This window comes from Nonomuraea sp. NPDC059023 (assembly GCF_042740095.1).
In the GTDB taxonomy this organism is placed as follows: domain Bacteria; phylum Actinomycetota; class Actinomycetes; order Streptosporangiales; family Streptosporangiaceae; genus Nonomuraea.
Genome location: NZ_JBHYIO010000007.1, coordinates 163,307 through 186,812 on the forward strand (window position 1 = coordinate 163,307; position 23,506 = coordinate 186,812).

Genomic DNA, 23,506 nt, shown 5'->3' on the forward strand with positions numbered 1-23,506 from the left:
TCTTTCCCTCTCCATGGACCTGCTCTTCGTTACATACTGTGTTTGTGTGGGTACGAAGAGTAAGGAAGCCGTCCCATTTTCCGGGATGCGGGCGTGAGGGAGCACGATGAGCGATCGCACCGAAGCCGATCCGAGTCCGTACGCGGACGTCGAGACGGCGCTGCGCGACGAGTTCGCCGGCGTCCACTCCGCGACCACGGTCACACGCTGCGTCGAAGCCGCTCATTACGGTGCGCTAGAGGTGACCGGCTACGCCCATGCGGGCCTCGTCGAGCGGATCGCGCGTAAGCACCTTCACGTTCTGGCGCTCGTGGCCAGCGAGCGCGGCTAAGAAGATCACAACTAACCGGCGCAGTTGCGCTTTACCCCGGCTAGGTAGTGGGTAACGTATACGGCGGGTGTAGTGGGTAAGTGGTACGGAGGCGACAGTGCAGGTCAAAAAAGTCCTCACCTACGGTGGTATCGCATTCGTTGCGTACTACCTGTTCGCGCGACCAGCGGACGCCGCTGACGCGGTCAGAGGGGCGTTCGACACGGTCTTCAACGCGGCCGACTCGCTGGCTCAATTTGTGAACAGCCTCGCATGAGACTTGTGACCCACGGGGACTCTGCTCCGTCGTCGGTCAACCGCTACCTACTCCCCCACGAACACCAGGTCATCATGGTGCGGCGTCACCCAGCCGTGCTGCTCCGTCCGGTCGCCGAGGTCTTCGGCGGCCTGATCATCGCCGGACTGCTGAGCAAGTTCTTCGGCGACAAGGGGGGCGGCACGGCCCTCGTTGTCGTCTGGTGGCTCTGGCTGCTGCTCTTGATCCGTTTTGTATGGAAAGTCGCGGAGTGGTCGGTTGACTACTTTGTGGTTACTTCGAAGCGGATGCTACTGACCACGGGTTTGATCACCCGTAAGGTCGCGATGATGCCGCTGCAGAAGGTCACGGACATGAGCTTCCAGCGGTCCCTGCTGGGGCGCATGCTCGGTTACGGGGAGTTCATCCTCGAGTCGGCGGGCCAGGACCAGGCCCTGTCCAACGTGGAGTACATTCCCTACCCCGAGACCCTGTATCTGGAGGTCTGCCAGATGCTTTTCCCCAGCAAGGACGAGGGGGACGATTAATCTCCTCGTAGGGAATTCTTCGGGCGGGGATACCCGATTCGGCTACTTCATGCAATCATTTGCGTGTTGTTGACCCTTCCCCGCCTTGAGAGATGAGATGCCGAGTCAGGGAACCATCGGTGACCGCGTCCGAGGACTGCGGCTGAACAGGCGGATGTCCCAGGCCCAGTTGGCCGGGCCCGACCTGTCGGACAGTTACGTCTCACTCATCGAGTCAGGCAAGCGTACGCCGACTCCTGTCGTGGCCCGCCTTCTCGCCGAACGGCTGGGCTGCACCACCGAATTCCTTCTGCACGGCATCGAGCCAAGGCAGCGCATCGACACCGAGCTCGGGCTGAGACACGCCGAGCTGGAGCTGCAGCACGGCGACGCGGCCACGGCAGCCGAGCGCTTCACCGAGATCGTGAAGGCCGCGGACGAGGAAAACGCGATGCTCACCGCGCAGGCCCGCTTCGGCCGTGCGCGCGCACTCGAAGCACAGGGCCGCCTCGGGCAGGCCGTCGAGGCGTTCGAACGGCTGCGCCGCGAGGCCGCCGCCCACCCCGAGCGCCTGGCCGACCTGCCGCTGACCGTCGCGCTGAGCCGCTGCTACCAGCGGGCCGGCGACCGGCTCAGGGCACGCGACCTGGCCGCGAACGCGCTCGCGCAGGCGTCGAGGCTGGCGATCATGCAGGGTGAGCTCGCGGTGGACCTCGCCGCGGCGCTGATCGAGACGCAGGGGGAGGGCGACTCGGCGGCGATCACCTTCGTCAAGCAGGTGCTGGACGTAAGCGGCGTATCGCTTGTTCTGGACCGTTCCGGAGAGATCCACGCCCTGTGGCAGGCGAGCATCGCCGCGGCCGCGGGCGAGGACTCCGCTCTGGCGGTCCGCCTGGCCGACGATGCCATCATGGCCGGTCGCGCCGGCCGGATCGGGCGCCAGCTCGCCGTCACCGCCATGCGGTGGGCGAAGCTGGAGACGTCTCCGGTCGACGAGGCGGAGACACTCGCCGCCGCCGCGACGACCGTCTTCGCCGGGCTGCCCGGCATGACGGCCGAGCACGGCGAGAGCCTGGTCGCCCACGCCCAGGTACGCCTGCGCGCCGGCGAGTCCGCCAAGGCGGGCGAGCTGGCCGGAGCCGCGATCGACCTGCTCGCGAGCTCTCCGATCAAGGCCGAGGCGCACCTGGTGACCGCCAAGGTCTCGATGGGGCTGGGCGGCGACGCCTCCGTACACCTGAACGCCGCCCGCGACGTGCTCGCCGGGCTCGGCCGTCCGATGTACGGCTCCGACCGGCAGGCCGCGCGTTCCTGGCGTGAGCTCGGTGACCTCTACGGCGAGGCGAACGCGCCCGACCAGCAGACGGCGGCCTACCGCAGGGCGCTCGAAGCGGCAGGCGTACGCTCGTTCATGGCGGGGGTTACAACCGACGCCCAGATCACGCACGGCAGTAGTTAGCCGACTCCGCTGACCAGGGCCTTTCGGGTGGAGGCCCTGGTGATGGCACCTGCCCGGCAGGCTTAGACTTGCGCCTCTCAGGCAGGAATAATTAGGGTCTACCAGTCATTGACTCATAGGATGATTGGTTTCCCCGGAGGAGGCAGACTGTGAGTCTGCGTACGGCACAGCGGGCATCGCTCGTGGACCAGGTGATCGATCAGCTCAAGGAGCAGATCACGTCAGGGTCGTGGCCGTTGAACGGCAAGATCCCGACGGAGACCGTTCTGGCCGAGCAGCTCGGGGTCGGTCGCAACACCGTCAGGGAAGCCGTACGCGCGCTCACTCACGCCGGCCTGCTCGACTGCCGCCAGGGCGACGGCACCTACGTACGGGCCACCAGCGAGCTGTCCGGGGCCATGCTGCGCCGGCTGCGTCAGGCGGAACAGCTGGAGATCCTCGAAGTACGCCGCGCGCTGGAGGTCGAGTCGGCCCGCCTGGCCGCCACCCGCCGCACCGACACCGACATCCTCAACATCGAGAGCCGTCTGGCCGAGCGCGACCGCGCCTGGGAGGCCGACGACCCCGACGCGTTCGTGGAGGCCGACCTGGCCTTCCACATGGCCGTCGCGCATGCCACGCACAACCTGGTGCTCATCGACCTGTACGAGGACTTCTCGGCCGCGCTGCGGGCCAGCATCACCGCCGCGGGCACCTCGCTCAACAAGAGCTACATCCCGCACGACGCGATCGCCCGCGCCATCGCCGCCGGCGACGCCGCCGCGGCGGAGCGCGCCGGGCACGCGTGCATGGAGCACATTCTCATCGCCCTCACCGACGAGAGCTGACCCTCCTCAGTCTTCACGGGTACCCTCCTCGGCCACCACAAGGGCGTCGATCGCGGCGAAGAAGGCCGCGATCCCGGGCAGGTTGGCGCCCTTCTCACGCGAGGCGGCGAAGTCGGCGGGCGATCGCCATTCGACGACGTCCAGCCATTCGTCGCCGGGCAGGCGCACCAGGCGGGCGTTCAGGAACCCCGCGCGGTCCTTCGCGAAGTCGGCCAGCATGGCGGGGCGCGCAGCCAGGAGTTCGTCGGCTCTGGCCGCCTTGAAACGGGTGAGTTCCACAGTGGTCGTCATGCGGCTAAAGTATAGTAACGATTAATGATAGTCAAGATTAGTGACTATATGGAGGTTGCCGTGCGGCGCAGCGAGCACAAGAAGATCGACCCTGACCTGGGGATCCTCGCCAGCCGGACGTTGTTCGCCTTCCAGCGGGAGTTGTTCGCCACCATCGCCAAGCAGGGCCACGGCCGCATCCGGCCCCGGCACGGCGCCGTCCTCGCCTACCTGGACCCCGAAGGCAGCCGCGCCACCGACCTTTCCGCGCAGTCGGGGCAGCACAAGCAGGTCATCGGGACGCTGGTGGACGAGCTGGTGGGGTTGGGGTACGTGGAACGGCGGCCGGACCCTAAAGACCGGCGGGCCAAGCTGATCGTGCCGACGGAGCTGGGACTGGACCAGATGGCCAAGGCGGACGCGCTGGTGGAAGAGATCGAACACCGCCACGCGGCCAAGGTGGGGGACGCGGAGTGGGCGGCCTTCAAACGCGTGTTCCGCGAGATCACCACCTGACCTGCCGGCCCACACGAGGCGGGGTTCCCAGCGCTGGGATCGGAGGGCCGTTGCGGTGGGGCATCTGTCCGACGTGAGAAGCGATCCCCCCGATCGGCGCCCGCGCACGGCGGCGGGTGGCGTGGGGGTGGCTGCGCCGTAATGGAAATGAGGATTTACCCCTGGCGAAGGGACATCACGAGATAGCGGAAATCCGGCTCCGCGTCGCCGGGCACGTCCTGGATGAGAGCCGGGCGGGTGGAGGATTCCATGTTGATGCGGGCCAGCTCCGTCTCCACGCCGGTCAGGCCGTCGAGCAGGAAGTGGGACTGGAAGGCCATCTGGATGTCGTCGCCGCCGCGCAGTTCGCATTCGACGACCTCGGTGCCGCGGCCGATGTCGCCGCCGCCCGCCTGGATCAGCACCTGGTTCTTGCTGAACGTCAGCCTGATCGCCGTGTTGCGCTCCGCCACCAGCGCCACGCGCTTGATCGCCTCCACGAACGGCGTCACGCGGACGTCGGCGCGGATGGACCAGTCGGCGGTCAGGCGGGTGCGGTAGTCGATGAACTGCTCGTCGAGCAGGCGGACCGTCGTGCTCCGGCCCACGCTCTCGAAGCCGGCCACGCCGTCGCCCATCGCGATCAGCACCTCGCCGCCGCGCAACGACTTGGCCACCTCGACCAGCACCCGCGCGGGCACCATCGCGGAGACCGCCACGTCGGGCCGGGCGGGGCGCCAGGTGAAGTCGCGGGCGGCGATCCGGTAGCGGTCGGTGGCCGCCATCGCGACGTTCTCGCCCTCGATATCGACGCGGATGCCGGTCAGCATGGGCAGCGTGTCGTCACGGCTGGAGGCGGGCGCCACCTGCGTCACCGCGCTGGCGAACACGCCCCCGCCGATGGCGCCGATGCCCGGCGGCATGGTGGGCAGGGTCGGGAAGTCGTCGACGGGCATCGTGATCAGGCCGAACTCGGCGCTGCCGCAGGTCAGGATGGCTTCGGCGCCCTCCGTCACGATCTGGACGTCCTCGGCGGGCAGGCTCCGGCTGATCTCGGCCAGCAGGCGGCCGGGGATGAGCACCTTGCCGGGCTCGGCCACGTCGGCCTCGACCCTGGCCTGGGCGGAGACGTCGTAGTCGAACGCCGCCAGGCTCAGCTCGTCGCTCGCCTCGATCAGCAGCCCGGACAGCACGGGGACGACAGGCCGGCTGGGCAACACCCTGGCCGCCCATGCCACCGCGTCTGCCAGCACATCACGGCTAACCCGGAATTTCACCTGATCTACCCTTTCGTGTCACCTGCCTCCTAAGAAGGTATCCGGTGCCACCGACAAAGCAGCCCGTCACCGGCTGTTGAGGTAGGTGAGAACGGCCAGGACACGGCGGTTGTCGTCGTCCGACGGCGCCAGGTCGAGCTTGGCGAAGATGTTGGCCGTGTGCTTGGCCACCGCGCTCTCGCTCAGGTACAGGCGCTGCGCGATCGCCGCGTTGGAACGCCCCTCGGCCATGACCTCCAGGACCTCGCGTTCGCGCGGGGTGAGGGCGGTTAAGGGTTCGTTGCGGGCGTTGCTGGCCAGCAGCTTGGAGATGACCTCGGGGTCCATGGCGGTGCCGCCGGCCGCCACGCGGCGTACCGCGTCGACGAACTGGTCGGCGTTGAAGACGCGGTCCTTCAGCAGGTAGCCGATGCCGCCGGAGCCGTCGGCCAGGAGTTCGCGGGCGTAGAGCTGCTCGACGTGCTGGGACAGCACCAGGATCGGCAGGCCGGGGATCTTCCTGCGCGCCTCCAGGGAGGCCTTGAGGCCCTCGTCGGTGAGGGTGGGCGGCAGCCGTACGTCCACGACGGAGACGTCGGGGCGCAGCTCGATCAGGGCCTTCAGCAGCTCGGGACCGGTCTCCACCGCGCCCACGACCGTGAAGCCGTGCGCCTGGAGAAGGCGGACGAGCCCGTCGCGGAGCAGGTACAGGTCTTCTGCTATGAGAACGCGGTTCAGCATCGGTTGAATGATAGGCGGGGCGGAGCCCACTGGCCCTTGTGGGAATGGGTCGCGGGGATCAGGACGGCCGCCACGTACATGGTGCCGCCGACCAGCATCATCAGGGCGATGACCGGCCACTGCCACTGCTCCGGCAGGTAGAGGGCGAGGAACCAGGCCTTCTCGTCGACGGAGAAGACCTTGAAGATGGCGGCCACCATGCCCTGCGGGAAGAACGGGCACCAGGCGGTCAGCCACAGGAAGACGACCACGCAGGTCTTCCACAGCGGCATCTTCGGCAGAGCGCCGGACGACCACTTCTCCGGCAGGGAGCGCGGCAGCTCCATCGTGACCGTGGTGGGGCCGCCGGGCGGGCTGTGCAGGGCCAGGACGCCGTCGAAGGCGGCCAGCCTGCGTTCGATCCCGGCCAGTCCGCTGCCCTTGGCGGGGTCGGCGCCGCCCAGGCCGTCGTCCTCGACGGTGATGCGCAGGTCGCCGTCGTGCTGGCTGATGTCGACGCGGGCGCACTCGGCCTGACCGTGGCGGGCGGCGTTCGACAGCAGCTCACTGACGGCGAAGTACGCGGCCGCCTCCACCGGCGCCTCGGGGCGGTGCGGCAGGTCCACATCCACCTCGACACGCAGCGGGCTGTCCATCGCCATCGCCCGTACGGCGTCGCCGATCCCCCGCTCGGCCAGCACGGGCGGATGGATGCCGCGCACCACGCGGCGCAGCTCGGTCAGCGTGTCGGCCGAGGCGTCGCGGGCCTTGGCCAGCAGGGCCTTGGCGGCCGCCGGGTCCTTCTCGACGAGTTCCTCGACGGCGCCGAGCGTCATGCCGAGCGCCACCAGCCTGGCCTGGGTGCCGTCGTGCAGGTCCCGCTCGATCCTGCGCATCTCGGCGGCCTGCGTGTCGTTGGCCAGGTTGCGCACCCTGTCCAGGTGGCGTACGCGCCCCGCCAGCAGGCTCGCCGCGGTGGGCGCCAGCAGGGCGCGCGCCCACAGGGCGTACAGCCGGACCCCCACGCGCGGCAGGAAGACGAGCAGCGGCGCGAGCGTGAACTTGACCACCGGGTCCCACAGCAGCCACAGCGAATCCCGCCAGGAGGCCGTGTCGCTGATCAGCCACTTCCAGCGGTTGCTCCAGTCGGGAATCCGCGGGGTCTTGTAGAGCGTGCGGTCGTGGCGGTACCAGCCGTCCGGCTGGGGCTGCGCCGGCGGCGGCTTCGGCAGGTACGGCGAGGCGATCTCGACCCCGGCCCACTCCCGAGCCCAGCGCCGCGTCAGCTCGGCCGCCCACCGGATCATCATGACCTGCGGCGGATAGAGGAACACCATGCCGAACGCGAAGGCCAGCGTGAGCATCGGCAACGCGACCAGCACCATGCCGACCTCGACGAACGCCATCGCGAGCAGGAGCATCGCGCGACCGAATCTCATGCCCTTCAGTGTGCAGGAACCCGGCGAATCAGACACTGCATCTAAGTACACCCTTGCCTGGGAGCTAGCGCGATTCCCCAGGGAACCGGGTGTTCTTAGCGTCTGAGGCATGGACCTGATCGAAGTCACCAACCTCCGCAAGAGCTACAAAGACCATGTGGCCGTCGAGGACGTCTCGTTCTCCGTCGAGGAAGGCGAGATCTTCGGCATCCTCGGGCCCAACGGAGCCGGCAAGACCACCACCGTCGAGTGCGTCTCCGGCCTGCGCCGCCGCGACGGCGGCCAGATCAGCGTGGCCGGCGTCGACCCCGGCCGCGACCGCGACCGGCTGCGCCGCATCCTCGGCGCCCAGCTCCAGAGCTCCCAGTTGCCCGACCGCATCAAGGTGTGGGAGGCCATGGACCTGTACGCCTCCTTCTACCCCGATCCTGCCGACTGGCCGGAACTGCTCGACCTGGTCGGCCTGACCGCCAAGCGGAACGCCGTGTTCGCCAAGCTCTCCGGCGGCCAGCGGCAACGGCTGTCGGTGGCGCTGGCACTGGTCGGGCGGCCGCGCGTGGCCGTACTGGACGAGCTGACCACCGGACTCGACCCGCAGGCGCGGCGCGACGTGTGGGAGCTCGTGGAGCGGATCCGCGCCGACGGCGTGACGGTCCTGCTGGTCACCCACTTCATGGAAGAGGCCGAACGGCTCTGCGACCGCGTGGCCCTCATCGACGGGGGCAGGGTGGCCGCGGTCGACACCCCCGCCGGGCTGGTGGCGTCCGTGGACGGTGAGCAGGAGGTCAGCTTCCGGCCCTCCTCCCCCGTGGACGAGGCGATCCTGCTCGCCCTGCCCGAGGTGCGCTCGGTCGAGCGCAGCGGCGCCCGGCTCGTCGTCACCGGCTCCGGCAACCTCGCGCCCGCCGTCACGCTCGCGCTGGCTGAACACCGGATCGTCCCCACCGACCTGCGCATCGAGCAGGCCAACCTGGACGACGCCTTCCTCGCCATCACCGGAAAGAAGCTCATCCCATGATGAAGATCCTCGCCGTCGAGACCAAGCTCCAGCTGCGCGAATGGCCGGGCATCGCGTTCACCGTCGCGCTGCCGCTGGCGTTGCTGCTCGTCCTGGGCAGCATGCCGGGCTTCTCCGAACGCAAGCCCGAGCTGAGCGGCCAGTCGCTCAACGACACCCAGATGCCGGCCATGATGACCATGCTCGCGCTGCTCACGCTGGCCTTCACCGTCCTGCCCTCGACCCTGACCGCCTACCGCGAGCGCGGCGTGCTGCGCAGGATGTCGACCACGCCCGTGCACCCGGCCCGCGTCCTGGCCGCCCAGCTCGTCATCAACCTCGCGATCGCCGTGCTGTCCACGGTGCTGCTCATCGTCTGCGCCCGTCTCGTGCTCGGCACCGTGCCGCCGCGCGCCCTCGTCTCCTTCGCCCTCGTCTATCTCCTCGGTACGGCCGCGCTCCTGGCCATGGGCCTGGTGGTGGCGGCGATGCTGAAGACCAGCAAGGTGGCGGCGCCGGTCGGATCGGTGATCATGTTCCCGTTGATGTTCGTCGCGGGCATGTGGATCCCGCGCGAGCTCATGTCCCCGGTCCTGCGCACGATCGGCGACTTCTCCGTGGCCGGGCCATTCGCCCAGGCTCTGCGCGACACCTGGGCGGGCAACGCGCCCCAGCTGCCGCACCTGGCCGTCATGGCCGGTGGGCTGCTGGTGTTCGGCGGGCTGGCCGTACGGCTGTTCCGGTGGGAGTGACTCAGCCCCAGACCGGGCGGGCGCCGCGTACCCCGGACAGGATCGAGTACAGGGACGAGGTGGCGGTGACGAACAGGCGGTTGCGCTTGGGGCCGCCGAAGACCAGGTTCGCCACCTGCTCGGGGAACTTCAGGCGGCCCAGCAGGGTGCCGTCGGGGTCGTAGCAGTTGACCGCCTTGCCGCACGCCGCCCAGACCCGGCCGGTGTCGTCCAGGCGCAGGCCGTCGAAGCTGCCGTGCTCGGTGTCGGCGAAGACCTTCCCGCCGGTCAGCCGGCCGTCCTCGTGCACGTCGAACAGGCGGATGTGGTTGGCCTGGGTGTCGGCGACGTACAGCTGCTTCTCGTCGGTGGAGAACGCGAGGCCGTTGGGGCGTTCGAAGTCGCCGGCCACGACGCGTACCTCGGCGGTGCCCGGGTCCACGCGGTAGACGTGGCAGCCGTCGATCTCCTGCTCGGCCCGGTGGCCCTCGTAGTCGCTGATGATGCCGTAGGGCGGGTCGGTGAACCAGATGGAGCCGTCGGAGCGTACGACCACGTCGTTGGGACTGTTGAGGCGCTTGCCCTTCCACCGGTCGGCGATCACGGTCACGCGCCCGTCGGCCTCGGTACGGGTGACCCGGCGGGTGCCCTGCTCGCAGGAGATCAGCCGCCCGACCCGGTCGAGGGTGTTGCCGTTGACGTAGTCGGCCGGCTCGCGGAAGGGGCCGACGTGGCCGGTCATCTCGTCCCAGCGCAGCAGGCGGTCGTTGGGGATGTCGCTCCAGACCAGGAAGCGTCCGGCCGGGAAGTAGACCGGGCCCTCGGCCCAGCGGGTGCCGGTGTGCAGCACCTCCGTCCACAGGTCCCCGCGGATCTCGGCGGCGCGCGGATCGAACGGCTCGAACTCGGTGGGAATCACGGTCGTCATAGCAGAAGCAAACCTCATCCGGCAATGGAAGGCTATGGCCGACTACCATCCTGTTGTGGACAACATTGACAGGATGCTGATCGGTCAGCTCCAAGAGGACGCCACGCGGTCGTACGCCGCGCTCGGCAAGGCGGTGGGGCTGTCCAGCGGCGCCGCCCACGAGCGGGTCCGCAAACTACGCGAACGCGGCGTCATCCGGCGCACCACCATCGACGTGGACCCGGTCGCCACAGGACGCGGCGTGCTCGCCTACGTCCTGGTCGACGGCAGCGTGTGGATGGGCGGCACAACCGAGCCGCTCAAGGCCATCGACGGCGTCGAGGAGGCCCATATCATCGCCGGTCCCGCCTCCGTCCTGGTCAAGGTCCGTACGGCCGGCACCGAGCAGCTCCAGGAGGTGCTGCGCGAGATCTTCGACATCGACGGCGTCACCGGCACCCAGACCATCGTCGTGCTGGAGACCCTCTTCGATCGCCCGACACAGGTGACATAGGCTGCGCAGATGAGCAAGGCGCCGTGGAATTCCAAGGAGCTCACCGTCGGCCAGCTGTCCGAGCGCAGCGGGGTCGCGGTCTCCGCGCTGCACTTCTACGAGGCCAAGGGCCTGATCGACAGCCGCCGCACCACCGGCAACCAGCGCCGCTACTCGCGCGACACCCTGCGCAGGGTCGCCTTCATCCGGCTGGCCCAGCGCATCGGCATCCCGCTCAAGACCATCAAGGACGCGCTCGCCCAGCTCCCCGAGGAGCGCACGCCCAACCGCGAGGACTGGGCCAAGCTCTCCGCCGCGTGGCGTACCGAGCTCGACGACCGCATCGAGCAGCTTCAACGGCTGCGCGACGACCTGACCGACTGCATCGGCTGCGGGTGCCTGTCGCTCGACCGGTGCGTACTGGCCAACCCCTTCGACCGCCTGGGCGACGAGGGGCCGGGAGCCAGGCGCATCGACACCCGGCTCTCCCCGGCCTCCAACTGCGCGGCCTGCTAGTTCTTCGCCGGTGGCACGATGAGAGTCGGGCGGTGCGCGTGGTGCAGCACGTGGTTGGACACACTGCCCAGCAACACCGAGCGCACCCCGGCCAGCCCCCGCGAACCGGTCACAATCAGCGAGGCGTCGATCTCGTCGGCCACGTCCACGATGGTCTTCCAGATCGACTCGCGGTCGGCCACCGCGCGTGCCGTCACGTCGCTCAGACCGGCCTTCACCGCCAGCTCCGCACCCTCCTTGGCCTGCTGCTCGGCCAGTTCCTTCCACTCCTCGCCCTGGTCGGAAATCAGCGCGGGCCCGGCGATGGGGTGCCGCTTCAGCTGCACGAGCAGCGGCTCCCACACCGTGATCACGACCGTCGACTCCCGGGCGAGGTGCTCGCCCGCGAACTCGATGGCCGCCTTCGCGTCGGCGGAACCGTCATAGGCGATCAAGATGGTCATGGCTTCTTCCCTTCGCTGTAGTCATCTGCTAAGGCACCGCGAAGATCAGCCCGATTCCGCCGCCGCGTGTCTACTGGGTCACACCGGCGGCCACGCCTCACCCCACGCGGTGTCGCGGGCCGCGCTGTAAAGCTCGCCGTCGCGCTTGGAGACGTTCTGGTCGCTGACGCCGTCGCCGCACAACGTCAGCGTCACCAGCCCCTTGCGGGTACGCGGATGGCGCAGCACCCGCGCCGCCGGCGGCGTGACCGGCGCCGACGTCGCCACGACATAGGAGAACTTCTCGTCCTCGAAGCCCAGCGAGCCCGCCTTGAGCCGCCGGTGCAGGCTCTCGCGCGGCAGCCGGGCGGCGAAATGGCACCAGTCGCCGGGCGCGAGCGGGCACGCCTCCTCATGGGGACAGGGAGCCGCGATGTTCATGCCCAGCTCGACCAGGAGGTCACGGACGGCCAGCACCCGCGCGAACCCGTCCGGCGAACCCGGCTCGACCACGGCCAGCATCCCGGCCCGCCCGGCCAGCCTCCTGATCAGCGGCAGCCGGGCCGCCTCCGGCAACTCCCCCAGCACGTACGACACGGTCACCAGGTCGGCCGGTTCCGTAGTGATGTCTTTCACCAGATCGGCCTGGCGCCAGGTGGCCTGCCGTACCGCGGGATGGGCGGAACGGGCGGCCAGCGCACGGCCGAGGCCGGCGGCCGCGCGGTCGCGCTCAAGGACGGTCACCTCGCGCAGGCCGGGCCAGCAGTCGGCGGCCGCCCAGACCGCCGCGCCGGTGCCACCCCCGACATCCAGATGGGTACGCGGGCCGAAACCCGGCGCCACGGCCGCCGCCTGGGCCAGGGCGGACCGGACGGCGGCGAAGGTGGCCGGCATGCGGACCGCCGCGTAGGCGGCCACGTCGGTCGCCGACCGCAGCGCGGGCCGGTCGATGGGACGGTGGTAACGCGCCGTGAGCTCGGCGGCCGAGGCGGCCAGGTCGTGCTCACGGTGGGACTCGAGCTCTTCGGTCAGGGCATGCCTGAGCTCGGCAGGCAGGGCATACAAAAGGAGACTCCTCGGCTGGAGAAGGGACGCTGGAACCGGATGACGTCCTTGACCTGCATGGGCACCTCCTGGGGTCGCCAGGCAGGCTAACTCCGCGGCGGCGGGGGCGTCATCCGGTTTTTCGCGTCAGTGCTGGGCCATGTCGACGAACCGGCTGTAATGGCCCTGGAAGGCCACGGTGACCGTGGCGGTGGGACCGTTACGATGCTTGCCCACGATCAGGTCGGCTTCGCCGGCCCGCGGCGACTCCTTCTCGTAGGCGTCCTCACGATGCAAGAGGATCACCATGTCCGCATCCTGCTCGATGGATCCGGACTCGCGCAGGTCGCTGACCTGGGGGCGTTTGTCGGTGCGTTGTTCGGGGCCGCGGTTGAGCTGGGACATCGCGATGACCGGGACCTCAAGCTCCTTCGCCAGCAGCTTGATGCCTCGCGAGATCTCCGAGACCTCGTTCTGGCGGCTTTCCGTCTTCTTCGGCGAGCTCATCAGCTGGAGGTAGTCGATGATGACGAAGCGCAGGTCGTGGCGCTGTTTGAGGCGCCGGCACTTGGCCCGGATCTCCATCATGGACATGTTGGGCGAGTCGTCGATGAACAGCGGCGCCTCGGCCACCTCGCTCATCCGCCGGGCCAGCCGGGTCCAGTCGTCGTCGCTCATCATGCCGGAGCGCATCGCGTGCAGCGCGACCCGGGCCTCGGCCGAGAGCAGGCGCATGGTGATCTCGTTGCGCGACATTTCCAGCGAGAAGATGACCGTGGTCATCCCGTTCCTGATCGCCGCCGAGCGCGCGAAGTCCAGTCCGAGCGTGGACTTGCCCATGGCGGGGCGGGCGGCCACGACGATCATCTGGCCCGGGTGGAGTCCGTTGGTGAGCTGGTCGAGGTCCTGGAAACCGGTGGGTACGCCGACCATGTGGCCGCCGCGGCTGCCGATGGCCTCCAGCTCGTCGAGGGCGCCGGGCATGATCTCCGACAGGGGGCGGTAGTCCTCGGAGGTGCGGCGCTCGGTGACCTTGTAGATCTCGGCCTGGGCGCGGTCGACCAGGTCGTCGACCTCTTCGTTCTGGCCGCCGTAGCCGTAGGAGACGATGCGGGTGCCGGCCTCGATGAGACGGCGCAAAATGGCCTGTTCGCGGACGATCTTCGCGTAGTAGCCCGCGTTGGCGGCCGTCGGGACGACCGCGGTCAGCGTGTGGAGGTAGGCGGCGCCGCCGACCCTGGCCATCTCGCCGCGCTTCTGCAGTTCGTCGAAGACGGTGACGGCGTCGGCCGGCTCGCCTCTGCCGTAGAGGTCGGTGATGACGTCGTGGATGATCTGGTGGGCGGGCCGGTAGAAGTCGTCGGAACGCAGGATCTCGATGACGTCGGCGATGGCGTCCTTGGACAGCAGCATGCCGCCCAGGACCGACTGCTCCGCCTCGATGTTGTGGGGCGGGGTACGTTCGAAACTCGGGCCGCCACCGCCGCCCGGCTCTTCGTCGTCCATGCTTACCGCGCCCCCTCGAACTAGCAGGCGGTCGCACCACCCCCACTTGTAGCCGACCGGTCTGACAGTTTCGCGGGTTCCGCGAGGTACGGCAACGCGGCCTGTGGACAAGGCTGTGGTCAAGCTGTGCACGACGCGCCTCAGGGTGTGGGAGCACTGTGGACAGCCCTGGGGATAACTCTGGACAGCACCCTCAAACAGCGTCTTGACCTGGGGAAACAATGTCCACCGACTGTGGAGGAAAGAAAGTTGCCGCGACACGCCGTGTAAGGCTCATACTAGACAAATGCCCATTACCTCCCAGGATCGGGAGATTCTCCGACTAGCCGTGCCCGCCTTCGGCGCGCTGGTCGCCGAACCGCTCTTCCTGCTCGCCGACTACGCCATCGTCGGCCACGGTCTGGGCACCACCGCGGTCGGCGCGCTGGGCGTCGCGGGCACCGTCCTCGCGACCGTGGTGAACCTCTGCGTCTTCCTCGCCTACGGCACCACCGCCTCCGTCGCCCGCCTCACCGGGGCCGGACAGCACGCCCGCGCCATGCGCAGCGGCGTGGACGGCCTGTGGCTGGCGATCGGCATCGGCCTCGCCGTGATCCTCGTCGGCTGGCCGCTCGCGCCCACCGTGGTCGGCCTGTTCGGCGCGGCCCCGGACCAGGCCGGGCAGGCCGTCGTCTATCTGCGCATCAGCCTGCTCGGCACCCCGGGCATGCTCGTGGTGCTGGCCGGCACCGGCGTACTGCGCGGCCTGCAGAACACGCTCGCCCCGCTCGTCGTCGCGATCGGCTCCTTCGCGCTGAACGCCGCGCTCAACGCCTGGTTCGTCCTCGGACTCCACTGGGGCATCGCCGGTTCGGCCTGGGGAACGGTCGCCGCCCAGACGGCGGGCGCCGCCGTCTACCTCGTGATCGTGGTCAGAGGTGCGCGGACCCGCGGCGTCTCGCTACGCCCCGACTGGGCGGGGATCGGGCAGGCGGGCACGGCCGGGTTCGCGCTCCTGGTGCGGACCGTCTGCCTGCGCGTGGTGCTGGTCGTCGCGACCGTGGTGGCCACCCGCATGGGCCGCCCGGAACTGGCCGCGTACGCCATCGCCACCCAGGTCTGGACCCTGCTGGCCTTCGCCCTCGACGCGATCGCCATCGCCGGGCAGGCGATCACCGGACGGGCGCTGGGCGCCGGGGACGTCGCCGCGGCCAGGGCGGCCACCACCCGGATGGTGCGCTGGGGCCTGTGGTCGGGGGTCGTGCTGGGCGGGCTGGTGCTGGTGGCCAGGCCGTGGGTGCCGGGGCTGTTCGCCGCCGACCCGCAGGTCACCGCGGAGTTGCTGGCCGTGTTGTGGCCGGTCGCGCTCTTCCAGCCGATCTGCGGGATCGTGTTCGTCCTCGACGGCGTGCTCATCGGCGCGGGCGACCAGAAGTACCTGGCGTGGGCGGGGGTGTGGACGACGCTCGCCTACCTTCCGGCCGCGCTGTTCGCCGCCGGATGGGGCATCGTTGCACTTTGGTGCGCGCTAGGGGTGTGGATGGTTGCACGACTGATCACGCTGGTACGGCGGGCCTCCGGCACTGCCTGGCTGGTGACCGGGGCGTAACCGTCCCGTGCTTGTCGTCAGGTGAACGGTAAGGCACTGTGAGCGGGTTCACAGAGCTGAGTGGGTTGCCTTTGTCCACGATCATGCGCCGTTTACCACCGTCCGAGGCCACCGGGTTACGCACCGGTGCCCGGCACCGCCTCGCGCAACTTTACCGCCCCGCCGACCTCGTGGTCCTCGGCCTGGGCGCGACGATCGGTGCCGGCATCTTCAGCGTCGCCGGCGTACAGGCGGCGACCGCCGCCGGGCCGGGCGTCCTGCTGTCCTTCATGATCGCCGGGATCGCCTGCCTGCTCGCGGCCCTGTGCTACGCCGAGCTGTCGTCCACGATGCCGACCTCGGGCACCGCCTACACCTTCGCCTACGTCATCTTCGGCGAGGTCTGGGCGTGGGTCATCGGGTGGGCGCTCATCCTGGAGCTGCAGCTCGCCTCGGCGGTCGTGGCCAAGGCGTGGTCCCTGTACGCGGCGCAGCTGCTGACGGACTTCGGGATCCGCCTGCCGTACCCGGAGGCGTTCTCCAATGGGTTCGCCCTGTTCATCCTGGCGCTGCTGACCGGCATCGTCTCCTTGGGCGCGCACGTCGGGTTGCGGGCGCTGTGGGTGATCGTCAGCGCCAAACTGCTGGCCATCGCGGCGGTGCTGGTCGTGGGCGCGCTGCACATCGACGTGGCCAACTTCGGCGACTTCTTCGTCGAGGCCAAGCCCTCGCCGACGCCGCCGGACACGGTGCTGGAAGTGGTGTTCGGGCAGAGCCAGACGTTCGGCTGGTTCGGGGTGTTCGCCGCCGCCTCGGCGATCGCCTTCGCCTACATCGGCTTCGACCTGGTGACCACGGCGGCTGAGGAGACGGTCAACGCGCGGCGGGCCGTACCGAAAGGCGTCATCAGGAGCCTGGTGATCGCCACGGTCATCTACCTCGGCGTCGCGATCGTGATGATCGGCATGGTGCCGTACGAGCGCATCGACGTAGACGCGCCCCTGTCCGGAGCGTTCAAGATCGCGGGCGTCGACTGGATGGTGCACGTCATCGACATCGGCGCGGTACTCGGGCTGACCACGGTCATCCTGGTCCTGCTGGTCGGGCAGACGCGTGTGATGTTCTCCATGGCCCGCGACGGCCTGCTCCCCCGCGGGCTGGCCACGATCAGCCGCCGCTTCCACACCCCGTCGCGGGTGACGTGGGTGATCGGCGTGATCGCGATGCTGCTCACCCAGTTCGTGCCGGTGTTCACGCTGCAGGAACTCGTCGTGCTGGGCGCGCTGTTCGCCTATCTGTTCGTGGCGGTGGGCGTGATCGTGATGCGCCGCCGCCTGCCCGACCTGGAGCGCGGCTTCACGGTGCCGCTCTCGCCGTGGCTGCCGGGCCTGTCGATCGTGGCGACCCTCTGGCTGATGGTGAACCTCCAGGTGCTCACCTGGGGGTGGTTCGCGCTGTGGATGGCCTTCGGCCTCGTGGCCTATCTCCTGTACGGCAAGCGCCACAGCCTCCTGGCGGCCGGCAACGCCAAGGTCGGCCGGGGCCGGCACAGGCGCTAGACCGGCTCAGAACCGCCCCGACTCCAGCACGGTGCTGAGAAACTCACGAGTGCGCGGATGTCCGGGATCGGTGAAGATCTTCTCCGGCGGGCCCTTCTCCACCAGCACGCCGTCGTCCAGGAAGCAGACCGTGTCGGCGATGTCGCGGCAGAAGCCCATCTCGTGCGTGGTGAGGATCATCGTCATGCCCGTGTCCTTGAGCTCCCTGATGACCCCCAGCACCTCGCGGACCAGGGCCGGGTCCAGCGCCGACGTCACCTCGTCCAGCAGCATCAGCCGAGGCTGCGTGGCCAGCGCCCGGATGATCGCCACCCGCTGCTGCTGGCCGCCCGAGAGCCGGTCGGGATAGGCCTCGGCCTTGTCCGCCAGCCCGAACCTGCCCAGCAGCCCCCGCGCCTGCTCCTCCGCCTCCCGCCGGCCGATCCCGTGGACCTGCCGGGGCGCGAGCGTGATGTTGTCGAGCACGCTCATGTGCGGGAACAGGTTGTACGCCTGGAACACCGTCCCGATCCGCTTACGCACGTCGTCGACGTCCACCCGCAGATCGGTGATCTCCTGCCCCTCCAGGTACACGGCGCCGTCGTCGACCGTTTCCAGCAGGTTCACGCAGCGCAGCAGGGTCGACTTGCCGGAACCCGACGCCCCGATCAGGCAGACCACCTCGTGCGAGTGGACCTCCAGGTCGATGCCGCGCAGCACGTGGTGGCCGTCGAAGTTCTTCCAGACGCCCTCGATCGTCAGCACGCTCATGCCCCACGCCGCCTCTGGGTTCGGGCGGCCAGGTAGTCGGTGAACCTGGCCATCGGGATGGTCAGCAGGAGGAACAGCAGCGCCGCCACCAGGTAGGAGGTGTAGTTGAACGTCTTGGCCGCGTGGATCTGCGCGGCGCGCAGCGCCTCGACGGCGCCGATGGTCGCGACCAGCGACGTGTCCTTCTGCAACGAGATGAAGTCGTTCAGCAGGGGCGGGACGACCCGCCGGGTGGCCTGCGGAACCACCACGAACCGCATCGTCTTCGCATGGCTCAGGCCCAGCGACCTGGCCGAGGCCACCTGGCTCGGATGGATGGACTCGATGCCCGACCTGAACACCTCGGCCACGTACGCGCTGTAGGACAGCGTCAGCGCGATGATGCCCAGCGTCACCGGGTCGGCGGGAATCCCCTGCAGGTTGAGCGCGGGCAGACCGAACCCGACCAGGTAGATCAGCAGCAGCGTGGGGACGCCGCGGAAGAAGTCGACGTAGAAGACCGCCAGTGCCCGCAACGGAAAGAAGACCGGGGCCTTCAACCCCCGCGCCAGCGCCAGCAGCAGACCGATCACCAGGATCAACGGCTCGGCGATCAGGAAGATCTTCACATTGAGCAGGAAGCCTTCGAGCACGTCCGGCAGCGCCCTGACGAAGTGCTCGGGGCTGAAGAAGGTCTCCTGAACCCGCGGCCACCCCGGCGCGTTGACCACCACCCCCACGATCAGCAGCAGGAAGATGATCGTCGACGCCGTGGCCACGGACGCCGACCGGCGGGCCCGCGACTTGCGGACCCGCTCGCGCTCGACCTGCCGATCGCTCTTGACCCAGGCGGTGGTCACTTCAGTTCCGGGGCCCCGGCGGCCGAGCCGAGCCACTGCTGCTCGATCTTGGCCAGCTCACCCTTGGACTTCAGCGTCTCGACGGCCTTGTCCACACAGGGCTTCAGCGCGCTGCCCTTCTCCATGACCAGCCCGAACTCCTCCGGCGCGCCGCCGGTCGAGCTGAACTGGCCGACGATCTTGGACTTCTCGACCTGGGCGGCGGTCACGTAGAAGGCGGTCGGCAGGTCCACCACGAGGGCGTCGACCTGCTTGTTCTTCAGCGCGTTGACCGCGTCGATCTGCTCGTTGTAGATGTTGGGGTCGGCGGCGGGCTGGATGACCTCCTTCACCGCGTCCAGCGAGGTGGTGCCGACCTGGACGCCGATCTTGGCGTCCTTGAGCTCGGCCAGGCTCTTCGCCCCGGCGTACTTACCGCCCTCGACGGCCACGATCGCCTGCTTGACCGTGTAGTAGCCCTTGGAGAAGGCGACGACGTTCGCGCGGTCGGGCGTGATGGAGACCTGGTTGACGTCGAAGTCGAACTTCTTCGGCCCCGGAGCGAACGCCGAGTCGAACTTCACCGTGCTCCACTGCACCTCGTCACGGTCAAACCCCAGCTCACCGGCTACGGCGAACGCCACCGCGCTCTCAAACCCCTGCCCGTTGGCCGGGTCGTCGTCCTTGAACCACGGGTCGTAGGCGGGCTTGTCGGTGCCGATGGTCAGCTTGCCGGCGGTGATGAGCTTGAGCTGGTCCTTGGTGCAGGCGGTGGAGGCCGAGGGGGCGGCGGAGGCGCCCGTGGTGTTGTCTGCGGGGGCACAGGCGACTACGGCGGCCGCGAGCGCTCCGAGCGCGAACAGCATCGAGGGACGGACCATGGCTGAGCCTCCAGGGAACACGGGGAAGAACGTTCCACATTCTACTAAGTTCAGCTAGGAAATAAGCCACGACCAGCCCTTACACCCCGTAACCCAACCACCCCCGATAGCCCACCCCGATCACCGCCCAGGAAGCGTCCCGACAACCCGGAACCCCACCCCTCAATCCGCCCCGAAAACACAACAACCACCCGCCCCAGAACACCCCCCAAGCCCGGCACCACCCGCCCAGCCCCGCGCCCCGGACAGACGCCACGTGGCCGACGGCGGAGGGCTAGCACGGGGTGTGATGTCCGGGTGTCGGGTGGGCAAGGTGGGCCGTTGCGGTGGGGACCACGTCCGACGTGAGAAGCGACCCCCACGATCGGCGCCCGCCGACGTCGGCGGGTGGCGTGGGGAGGGCGGAGCCGTAACGGACAGGGACGCTGTGACGGAAAGAGGCACGGGCGTTGTAGCAGAAAGAGACGCCAAAGGCCCTCGACCACAGAAGCGGAAGAGGGCCTGAGCGGAACGTGGGGCCGTCAGCCGGCGATGACCTCCACGTCGATGGAGGCGGAGACCTCCGGGTGCAGCTTGACGCTGACCTTGTGGCTGCCGAGGCTCTTGATCGGGTTGACGATCTCGATGCGGCGGCGGTCGAGGATCGGGCCGCCGGCGGCCTTGACCGCGTCGGCGACGTCGCCCGTGGTGACCGAGCCGAACAGGCGGCCGCTGTCGCCGGCGCGGGTGGCCAGCTTGACCTTGAGGGCACCGAGCTGGCCGGCGACCTCCTTGGCGGTGCCGAGGTCGCGGATCTCGCGGGCGTCACGAGCCTTCTTGATGGACTCGATCTGCTTCTCGCCGCCACGCGACCAGCGGATCGCGAAGCCGCGCGGGATCAGGTAGTTACGGCCGTAGCCGTCCTTGACCTCGACGACGTCGCCGGGGGCGCCGAGGCCGGAGACCTCGTTGGTGAGGATGAGCTTCATATCGACGAAACCTCCCTTAGCGCGCGGTGCTCGTGTAAGGCAGCAGAGCCACCTCACGCGCGTTCTTGATCGCGGTCGCCACGTCGCGCTGGTGCTGGGTGCAGTTGCCCGTCACCCGGCGGGCACGGATCTTGCCGCGGTCGGAGATGAACTTCCGCAGCAGCGCCGTGTCCTTGTAGTCGACGTAGGAGATCTTGTCGTGGCAGAACAGGCAAACCTTCTTCTTGGGCTTGCGCAGTGCCGGCTTAGCCATCGTGGTGCTCCTTTCAGAGCCCCGCTGTGATGCGGGAATGGACTCGGGCTTGTGGACTGGTGATTAGAAAGGCGGTTCGTCGCTGAAGTCGTTGCCGCCGCCGCCGAAGCCGCCGCCGCCCTGCTGCTGCTGACCGCCGCCACCGCCGCCGCCGAAACCGCCGCCCTGGGACGGGGCCGGGGACGCGGAGGCCCACGGGTCGTCGGCGGGACCGCCGCCGAAGCCGCCGCCACCGCCGCCACCCTGACGGGAGGTGCGGTTGACCTTGGCGGTCGCGTTGCGCAGGGACGGGCCGACCTCGTCGACCTCGACCTCGTAAACCGTGCGCTTCTCGCCTTCCTTGGTCTCGTAAGACCGCTGCTTGAGCCGCCCCTGAACGATGACCCGCATGCCGCGCTGCAGCGACTCGGCGGCGTTCTCGGCCGCCTGACGCCACACGTTGCAGGTCAGGAAGAGGCTTTCGCCGTCCTTCCACTCATTGGTCTGGCGGTCCATGAACCGCGGAGTGGACGCGACTCGGAAACGAGCCACGGCTTGACCCGTAGGGGTGAAGCGCAGCTCCGGGTCGTCGACAAGGTTGCCGACGATGGTGATGACGGTGTCGCCTGCTGCCATGGCTAGGAGCCTTCCTGAACTTCTTGGGTTACCGGCTCAGAGTACGGCTGCCGCCCGACAAAAGCCGGGAGACAAGCTTGGTTAGTGCACGTCGGGGCGGAGAACCTTGGTGCGCATGATGCCCTCGTTGAGGTTCATCTGCCGGTCGAGCTCCTTGACCGTCGCGGGCTCCGCGGACAGGTCGATGACGGCGTAGATGCCTTCCGACTTCTTGTCGATGTCGTAGGCGAGGCGGCGACGGCCCCAGACGTCGACCTTCTCCACGGTGCCGCCGTCGTTGCGGACGACGGTGAGGAACTGGTCGAGGGACGGTGCCACCGTACGCTCATCGAGCGAAGGGTCCAGGATGACCATTACTTCGTAACGACGCATGCGGGACTCCAACCTCCTCTGGACTCTTGCGGTCACGACGATCTGTCGTGACAGGAGGACGCTGACGTTTCTGCCCAGGCGCCCCTTTCGGCGCCAAAGGTCAATCACAACGCAGCCTGACCAGGTTACCAGCCGCTCACGGATGGGAAGGCCTGTAAGGACAAGGGGGTGGTGACCGTGCCACACATGCTGGAACCGTCCGACAGCGAACGCTCCATGCTCGCCCTCAACAGTGATGGACACGCGCATCCGCGTGAGAACGCCCTGGCCGTCGCGACGCTGGTCGTCGGCCTCGTGGCGTTCGTGGCGACGTTCTTCACCGGCGGGCACTGGGTGGCCTCGTGGGCCGGCGCGCTCGGATTCGGCATGGGCCTGTACTCGCAGTACGTCTCGGTGACCACGGGCGAGCGGGTTCTCAACATCATCGGTATCGTCGCGGCGTTCGTCGGCGTGGCGCTCGGCATCGCCCGGGGCGGCTTCCTTCCCTAGAAATGGTCTGAGGGGCCGCGAAGGCCCCGCAGACTCACCCGCCCAGGTGCAGATCGACACCGAGCAGGATCAGGAACCACAGGAATATGGCCAGCAGCGCCTCGGCCAGGTCTTTGAGCAGGGCCGGGGTGATGTAGTCGTGGATCCACGCAACGTAGATGCCGACGAGTACGTAGATCAGGAATATCAGGCTCACGCCTCTGCGATACAGCGCCATCACGCTCCTCAGGTGGTCGGGGGGCTCCTGGCGACTGCCCTGAGAACGTCGGGCCAAACGGCTACCCTCAAGCCATGGTGCTCATCGGTGCTCATGTCGACCAGGACGATCCCGCCGCCCACGCCGCCGAGGTCGGCGCCGAGGTGGTGCAGTTCTTCCTCGGCGATCCCCAGGGCTACAAGGGCCCGGTGCTGCCGGACAAGCCGGTCGAGGGTGTGGAGATCTACATCCACGCCCCGTACCTGGTCAACGTGGCCACCACCAACAACAAGATCAGGATTCCCAGCCGCAAGCTGCTCACCCAGCATCTGACGGCCGCCGCCGACCTGGGCGCCAAGGGCCTGATCGTGCACGGCGGCCACGTCAACAACAGCGACGACCCCCAGGTCGGCTTCGACAACTGGCGCAAGGTGTTCGAGCGCCTGGAGGAGCGGCGCATCCCCGTCCTCATCGAGAACACCGCGGGCGGCGGCAACGCGATGGCCCGCAAGCTGGAGCGCATCGCCCGGCTGTGGGAGGCGCTCGACGGCTTCGACGTGGGGTTCTGCCTCGACACCTGCCACGCCCACGCCGGCGGCGAGGAGCTCGTCGACCTGGTCGACCGGGTCAAGGCCATCACCGGCCGCATCGACCTGGTCCACTGCAACGACTCGCGCGACGACTTCGACTCCGGCGCCGACCGGCACGCCAACATCGGCGAGGGGAAGATCGACCCTGAGCTGATCCTCGCGGTCTGCCGGGCCGCCGGCGCGCCGGTCATCGTCGAGACCCCCGCGGCGGGCCAGGCGGACGACATCGCCTTCCTCCGCAAGAACCTCTGATACACAGCCTGTGGATAACTT

At 68.7% G+C, this 23,506-nt stretch carries 30 protein-coding genes; 14 read left to right on the forward strand and 16 right to left on the reverse strand.

Features of this window, described 5'->3' with window-relative positions:
• Positions 1-106 precede the first annotated feature (106 nt).
• From ACFWYW_RS14745 to ACFWYW_RS14765, 5 genes are all read left to right on the forward strand, one after another.
• On the forward strand, positions 107-331 hold the full coding sequence (locus ACFWYW_RS14745; protein ID WP_184959181.1) for a hypothetical protein: 225 nt from the start codon (positions 107-109) through the stop codon (positions 329-331).
• A 97-nt stretch (positions 332-428) separates the two neighbouring features.
• Positions 429-587 carry a hypothetical protein gene (locus ACFWYW_RS14750; protein ID WP_165977494.1) on the forward strand — a complete coding sequence of 53 codons (159 nt, stop codon included), beginning with the start codon at positions 429-431 and terminating at the stop codon, positions 585-587.
• Positions 584-1,114 (forward strand): PH domain-containing protein, encoded by a 531-nt coding sequence (locus tag ACFWYW_RS14755; RefSeq protein WP_379613101.1) that lies wholly within the window; start codon positions 584-586, stop codon positions 1,112-1,114. Before ACFWYW_RS14750 ends, ACFWYW_RS14755 begins: the two co-directional genes overlap by 4 nt.
• A gap of 97 nt (positions 1,115-1,211) precedes the next feature.
• Positions 1,212-2,552: a helix-turn-helix domain-containing protein gene (locus ACFWYW_RS14760; RefSeq protein ID WP_379613100.1), complete on the forward strand. Its 1,341-nt coding sequence runs from the start codon at positions 1,212-1,214 to the stop codon at positions 2,550-2,552.
• Between the two features lie 149 nt (positions 2,553-2,701).
• On the forward strand, positions 2,702-3,379 hold the full coding sequence (locus ACFWYW_RS14765; RefSeq protein WP_379613099.1) for a FadR/GntR family transcriptional regulator: 678 nt from the start codon (positions 2,702-2,704) through the stop codon (positions 3,377-3,379).
• Positions 3,380-3,385: 6 nt separating this feature from the next.
• On the opposite strand, the gene ACFWYW_RS14770 is transcribed toward ACFWYW_RS14765, so the two are convergent.
• Positions 3,386-3,670, reverse strand: a complete 285-nt coding sequence (locus ACFWYW_RS14770; RefSeq protein WP_379613098.1) for a hypothetical protein — start codon at positions 3,668-3,670, stop codon at positions 3,386-3,388.
• A 60-nt stretch (positions 3,671-3,730) separates the two neighbouring features.
• On the opposite strand from ACFWYW_RS14770, the gene ACFWYW_RS14775 reads away from it, so the two are divergent.
• A complete protein-coding gene (locus ACFWYW_RS14775) occupies positions 3,731-4,165 on the forward strand; it encodes a MarR family winged helix-turn-helix transcriptional regulator (protein WP_379613097.1) in 435 nt (144 codons plus the stop codon).
• Positions 4,166-4,320: 155 nt separating this feature from the next.
• On the opposite strand, the gene dnaN is transcribed toward ACFWYW_RS14775, so the two are convergent.
• The 3 genes from dnaN to ACFWYW_RS14790 form a co-directional block, all read right to left on the reverse strand.
• On the reverse strand, positions 4,321-5,421 hold the full coding sequence (gene dnaN, locus ACFWYW_RS14780) for a DNA polymerase III subunit beta (RefSeq protein WP_379613096.1): 1,101 nt from the start codon (positions 5,419-5,421) through the stop codon (positions 4,321-4,323).
• A gap of 66 nt (positions 5,422-5,487) precedes the next feature.
• A complete protein-coding gene (locus ACFWYW_RS14785; protein WP_379613095.1) occupies positions 5,488-6,141 on the reverse strand; it encodes a LuxR C-terminal-related transcriptional regulator in 654 nt (217 codons plus the stop codon).
• Positions 6,135-7,559, reverse strand: a complete 1,425-nt coding sequence (locus ACFWYW_RS14790; RefSeq protein WP_379613094.1) for a sensor histidine kinase — start codon at positions 7,557-7,559, stop codon at positions 6,135-6,137. The genes ACFWYW_RS14785 and ACFWYW_RS14790 overlap by 7 nt, the downstream gene beginning before the upstream one ends.
• Positions 7,560-7,668: 109 nt before the next feature.
• Between ACFWYW_RS14790 and ACFWYW_RS14795 the strand changes: the two genes are divergently transcribed.
• Together ACFWYW_RS14795 and ACFWYW_RS14800 are read left to right on the forward strand one after the other, a co-directional pair.
• Positions 7,669-8,577: an ABC transporter ATP-binding protein gene (locus ACFWYW_RS14795; protein WP_379613093.1), complete on the forward strand. Its 909-nt coding sequence runs from the start codon at positions 7,669-7,671 to the stop codon at positions 8,575-8,577.
• Positions 8,574-9,308: an ABC transporter permease gene (locus tag ACFWYW_RS14800; RefSeq protein WP_379613092.1), complete on the forward strand. Its 735-nt coding sequence runs from the start codon at positions 8,574-8,576 to the stop codon at positions 9,306-9,308. The genes ACFWYW_RS14795 and ACFWYW_RS14800 overlap by 4 nt, the downstream gene beginning before the upstream one ends.
• A gap of 1 nt (position 9,309) precedes the next feature.
• Here ACFWYW_RS14800 and ACFWYW_RS14805 read toward each other — a convergent pair whose 3' ends face one another.
• A complete protein-coding gene (locus tag ACFWYW_RS14805) occupies positions 9,310-10,215 on the reverse strand; it encodes an SMP-30/gluconolactonase/LRE family protein (protein WP_379613091.1) in 906 nt (301 codons plus the stop codon).
• Positions 10,216-10,270: 55 nt separating this feature from the next.
• On the opposite strand from ACFWYW_RS14805, the gene ACFWYW_RS14810 reads away from it, so the two are divergent.
• The gene (locus ACFWYW_RS14810) at positions 10,271-10,708 is read left to right on the forward strand and encodes an Lrp/AsnC family transcriptional regulator (RefSeq protein WP_379613090.1); all 438 of its coding nucleotides are present in this window, start codon (positions 10,271-10,273) and stop codon (positions 10,706-10,708) included.
• A gap of 9 nt (positions 10,709-10,717) precedes the next feature.
• Positions 10,718-11,203: a redox-sensitive transcriptional activator SoxR gene (gene soxR / locus ACFWYW_RS14815; RefSeq protein ID WP_379613089.1), complete on the forward strand. Its 486-nt coding sequence runs from the start codon at positions 10,718-10,720 to the stop codon at positions 11,201-11,203.
• On the opposite strand, the gene ACFWYW_RS14820 is transcribed toward soxR, so the two are convergent.
• The 3 genes from ACFWYW_RS14820 to dnaB all read right to left on the reverse strand — a co-directional run bounded on the left by ACFWYW_RS14820 (position 11,200) and on the right by dnaB (position 14,175).
• Positions 11,200-11,646 carry a universal stress protein gene (locus ACFWYW_RS14820; protein WP_379613088.1) on the reverse strand — a complete coding sequence of 149 codons (447 nt, stop codon included), beginning with the start codon at positions 11,644-11,646 and terminating at the stop codon, positions 11,200-11,202. The genes soxR and ACFWYW_RS14820 overlap by 4 nt on opposite strands.
• 78 nt (positions 11,647-11,724) lie before the next feature.
• Positions 11,725-12,690 carry a small ribosomal subunit Rsm22 family protein gene (locus ACFWYW_RS14825; RefSeq protein WP_379613087.1) on the reverse strand — a complete coding sequence of 322 codons (966 nt, stop codon included), beginning with the start codon at positions 12,688-12,690 and terminating at the stop codon, positions 11,725-11,727.
• A gap of 126 nt (positions 12,691-12,816) precedes the next feature.
• Positions 12,817-14,175: a replicative DNA helicase gene (dnaB, locus tag ACFWYW_RS14830; RefSeq protein ID WP_379613086.1), complete on the reverse strand. Its 1,359-nt coding sequence runs from the start codon at positions 14,173-14,175 to the stop codon at positions 12,817-12,819.
• 286 nt (positions 14,176-14,461) lie between these two features.
• On the opposite strand from dnaB, the gene ACFWYW_RS14835 reads away from it, so the two are divergent.
• Positions 14,462-15,763: an MATE family efflux transporter gene (locus ACFWYW_RS14835; RefSeq protein WP_379613085.1), complete on the forward strand. Its 1,302-nt coding sequence runs from the start codon at positions 14,462-14,464 to the stop codon at positions 15,761-15,763.
• Positions 15,764-15,846: 83 nt separating this feature from the next.
• Entirely contained in the window at positions 15,847-17,301 is a 1,455-nt protein-coding gene (locus ACFWYW_RS14840; protein ID WP_379613084.1) for an APC family permease, read from the forward strand.
• A gap of 6 nt (positions 17,302-17,307) precedes the next feature.
• Here the strand turns inward: ACFWYW_RS14840 and ACFWYW_RS14845 are convergent, their stop codons facing one another.
• The 7 genes from ACFWYW_RS14845 to rpsF form a co-directional block, all read right to left on the reverse strand.
• Positions 17,308-18,051 carry an amino acid ABC transporter ATP-binding protein gene (locus ACFWYW_RS14845; protein WP_379613083.1) on the reverse strand — a complete coding sequence of 248 codons (744 nt, stop codon included), beginning with the start codon at positions 18,049-18,051 and terminating at the stop codon, positions 17,308-17,310.
• Positions 18,048-18,890, reverse strand: coding sequence for an amino acid ABC transporter permease (locus tag ACFWYW_RS14850; RefSeq protein ID WP_379613082.1), 843 nt, complete (start codon positions 18,888-18,890; stop codon positions 18,048-18,050). Before ACFWYW_RS14850 ends, ACFWYW_RS14845 begins: the two co-directional genes overlap by 4 nt.
• The gene (locus tag ACFWYW_RS14855) at positions 18,887-19,750 is read right to left on the reverse strand and encodes an ABC transporter substrate-binding protein (RefSeq protein WP_379613081.1); all 864 of its coding nucleotides are present in this window, start codon (positions 19,748-19,750) and stop codon (positions 18,887-18,889) included. Before ACFWYW_RS14855 ends, ACFWYW_RS14850 begins: the two co-directional genes overlap by 4 nt.
• Before the next feature lie 521 nt (positions 19,751-20,271).
• Positions 20,272-20,718, reverse strand: coding sequence for a 50S ribosomal protein L9 (rplI, locus tag ACFWYW_RS14860; protein ID WP_184959151.1), 447 nt, complete (start codon positions 20,716-20,718; stop codon positions 20,272-20,274).
• Positions 20,719-20,734: 16 nt separating this feature from the next.
• Positions 20,735-20,971, reverse strand: coding sequence for a 30S ribosomal protein S18 (rpsR, locus tag ACFWYW_RS14865; RefSeq protein WP_020543048.1), 237 nt, complete (start codon positions 20,969-20,971; stop codon positions 20,735-20,737).
• A 63-nt stretch (positions 20,972-21,034) separates the two neighbouring features.
• Positions 21,035-21,586 carry a single-stranded DNA-binding protein gene (locus tag ACFWYW_RS14870; RefSeq protein WP_379613080.1) on the reverse strand — a complete coding sequence of 184 codons (552 nt, stop codon included), beginning with the start codon at positions 21,584-21,586 and terminating at the stop codon, positions 21,035-21,037.
• An 81-nt stretch (positions 21,587-21,667) separates the two neighbouring features.
• Positions 21,668-21,958, reverse strand: coding sequence for a 30S ribosomal protein S6 (gene rpsF, locus ACFWYW_RS14875; protein ID WP_184959149.1), 291 nt, complete (start codon positions 21,956-21,958; stop codon positions 21,668-21,670).
• A 186-nt stretch (positions 21,959-22,144) separates the two neighbouring features.
• Here rpsF and ACFWYW_RS14880 point away from each other — a divergent pair, with 186 nt between their 5' ends.
• Entirely contained in the window at positions 22,145-22,447 is a 303-nt protein-coding gene (locus tag ACFWYW_RS14880) for a hypothetical protein (protein ID WP_379613079.1), read from the forward strand.
• A 34-nt stretch (positions 22,448-22,481) separates the two neighbouring features.
• On the opposite strand, the gene ACFWYW_RS14885 is transcribed toward ACFWYW_RS14880, so the two are convergent.
• On the reverse strand, positions 22,482-22,643 hold the full coding sequence (locus tag ACFWYW_RS14885) for a hypothetical protein (RefSeq protein WP_379613078.1): 162 nt from the start codon (positions 22,641-22,643) through the stop codon (positions 22,482-22,484).
• A 95-nt stretch (positions 22,644-22,738) separates the two neighbouring features.
• Between ACFWYW_RS14885 and ACFWYW_RS14890 the strand changes: the two genes are divergently transcribed.
• Positions 22,739-23,485, forward strand: coding sequence for a deoxyribonuclease IV (locus tag ACFWYW_RS14890; RefSeq protein WP_379613077.1), 747 nt, complete (start codon positions 22,739-22,741; stop codon positions 23,483-23,485).
• Positions 23,486-23,506 lie beyond the last annotated feature (21 nt).

Coding starts and splice junctions, on each gene's coding strand:
- ACFWYW_RS14745 (WP_184959181.1), top strand. CDS start 107: ATGAGCGATCGCACCGAAGCCGATCCGAGTCCGTACGCGGACGTCGAG.
- ACFWYW_RS14755 (WP_379613101.1), top strand. CDS start 584: ATGAGACTTGTGACCCACGGGGACTCTGCTCCGTCGTCGGTCAACCGC.
- ACFWYW_RS14760 (WP_379613100.1), top strand. CDS start 1,212: ATGCCGAGTCAGGGAACCATCGGTGACCGCGTCCGAGGACTGCGGCTG.
- ACFWYW_RS14770 (WP_379613098.1), bottom strand. CDS start 3,670: ATGACGACCACTGTGGAACTCACCCGTTTCAAGGCGGCCAGAGCCGAC.
- ACFWYW_RS14785 (WP_379613095.1), bottom strand. CDS start 6,141: ATGCTGAACCGCGTTCTCATAGCAGAAGACCTGTACCTGCTCCGCGAC.
- ACFWYW_RS14790 (WP_379613094.1), bottom strand. CDS start 7,559: ATGAGATTCGGTCGCGCGATGCTCCTGCTCGCGATGGCGTTCGTCGAG.
- ACFWYW_RS14795 (WP_379613093.1), top strand. CDS start 7,669: ATGGACCTGATCGAAGTCACCAACCTCCGCAAGAGCTACAAAGACCAT.
- ACFWYW_RS14800 (WP_379613092.1), top strand. CDS start 8,574: ATGATGAAGATCCTCGCCGTCGAGACCAAGCTCCAGCTGCGCGAATGG.
- ACFWYW_RS14805 (WP_379613091.1), bottom strand. CDS start 10,215: ATGACGACCGTGATTCCCACCGAGTTCGAGCCGTTCGATCCGCGCGCC.
- soxR (WP_379613089.1), top strand. CDS start 10,718: ATGAGCAAGGCGCCGTGGAATTCCAAGGAGCTCACCGTCGGCCAGCTG.
- ACFWYW_RS14820 (WP_379613088.1), bottom strand. CDS start 11,646: ATGACCATCTTGATCGCCTATGACGGTTCCGCCGACGCGAAGGCGGCC.
- dnaB (WP_379613086.1), bottom strand. CDS start 14,175: ATGGACGACGAAGAGCCGGGCGGCGGTGGCGGCCCGAGTTTCGAACGT.
- ACFWYW_RS14835 (WP_379613085.1), top strand. CDS start 14,462: ATGCCCATTACCTCCCAGGATCGGGAGATTCTCCGACTAGCCGTGCCC.
- ACFWYW_RS14840 (WP_379613084.1), top strand. CDS start 15,847: ATGCGCCGTTTACCACCGTCCGAGGCCACCGGGTTACGCACCGGTGCC.
- ACFWYW_RS14845 (WP_379613083.1), bottom strand. CDS start 18,051: ATGAGCGTGCTGACGATCGAGGGCGTCTGGAAGAACTTCGACGGCCAC.
- ACFWYW_RS14855 (WP_379613081.1), bottom strand. CDS start 19,750: ATGGTCCGTCCCTCGATGCTGTTCGCGCTCGGAGCGCTCGCGGCCGCC.
- rplI (WP_184959151.1), bottom strand. CDS start 20,718: ATGAAGCTCATCCTCACCAACGAGGTCTCCGGCCTCGGCGCCCCCGGC.
- rpsR (WP_020543048.1), bottom strand. CDS start 20,971: ATGGCTAAGCCGGCACTGCGCAAGCCCAAGAAGAAGGTTTGCCTGTTC.
- ACFWYW_RS14870 (WP_379613080.1), bottom strand. CDS start 21,586: ATGGCAGCAGGCGACACCGTCATCACCATCGTCGGCAACCTTGTCGAC.
- rpsF (WP_184959149.1), bottom strand. CDS start 21,958: ATGCGTCGTTACGAAGTAATGGTCATCCTGGACCCTTCGCTCGATGAG.
- ACFWYW_RS14880 (WP_379613079.1), top strand. CDS start 22,145: ATGCTGGAACCGTCCGACAGCGAACGCTCCATGCTCGCCCTCAACAGT.
- ACFWYW_RS14890 (WP_379613077.1), top strand. CDS start 22,739: ATGGTGCTCATCGGTGCTCATGTCGACCAGGACGATCCCGCCGCCCAC.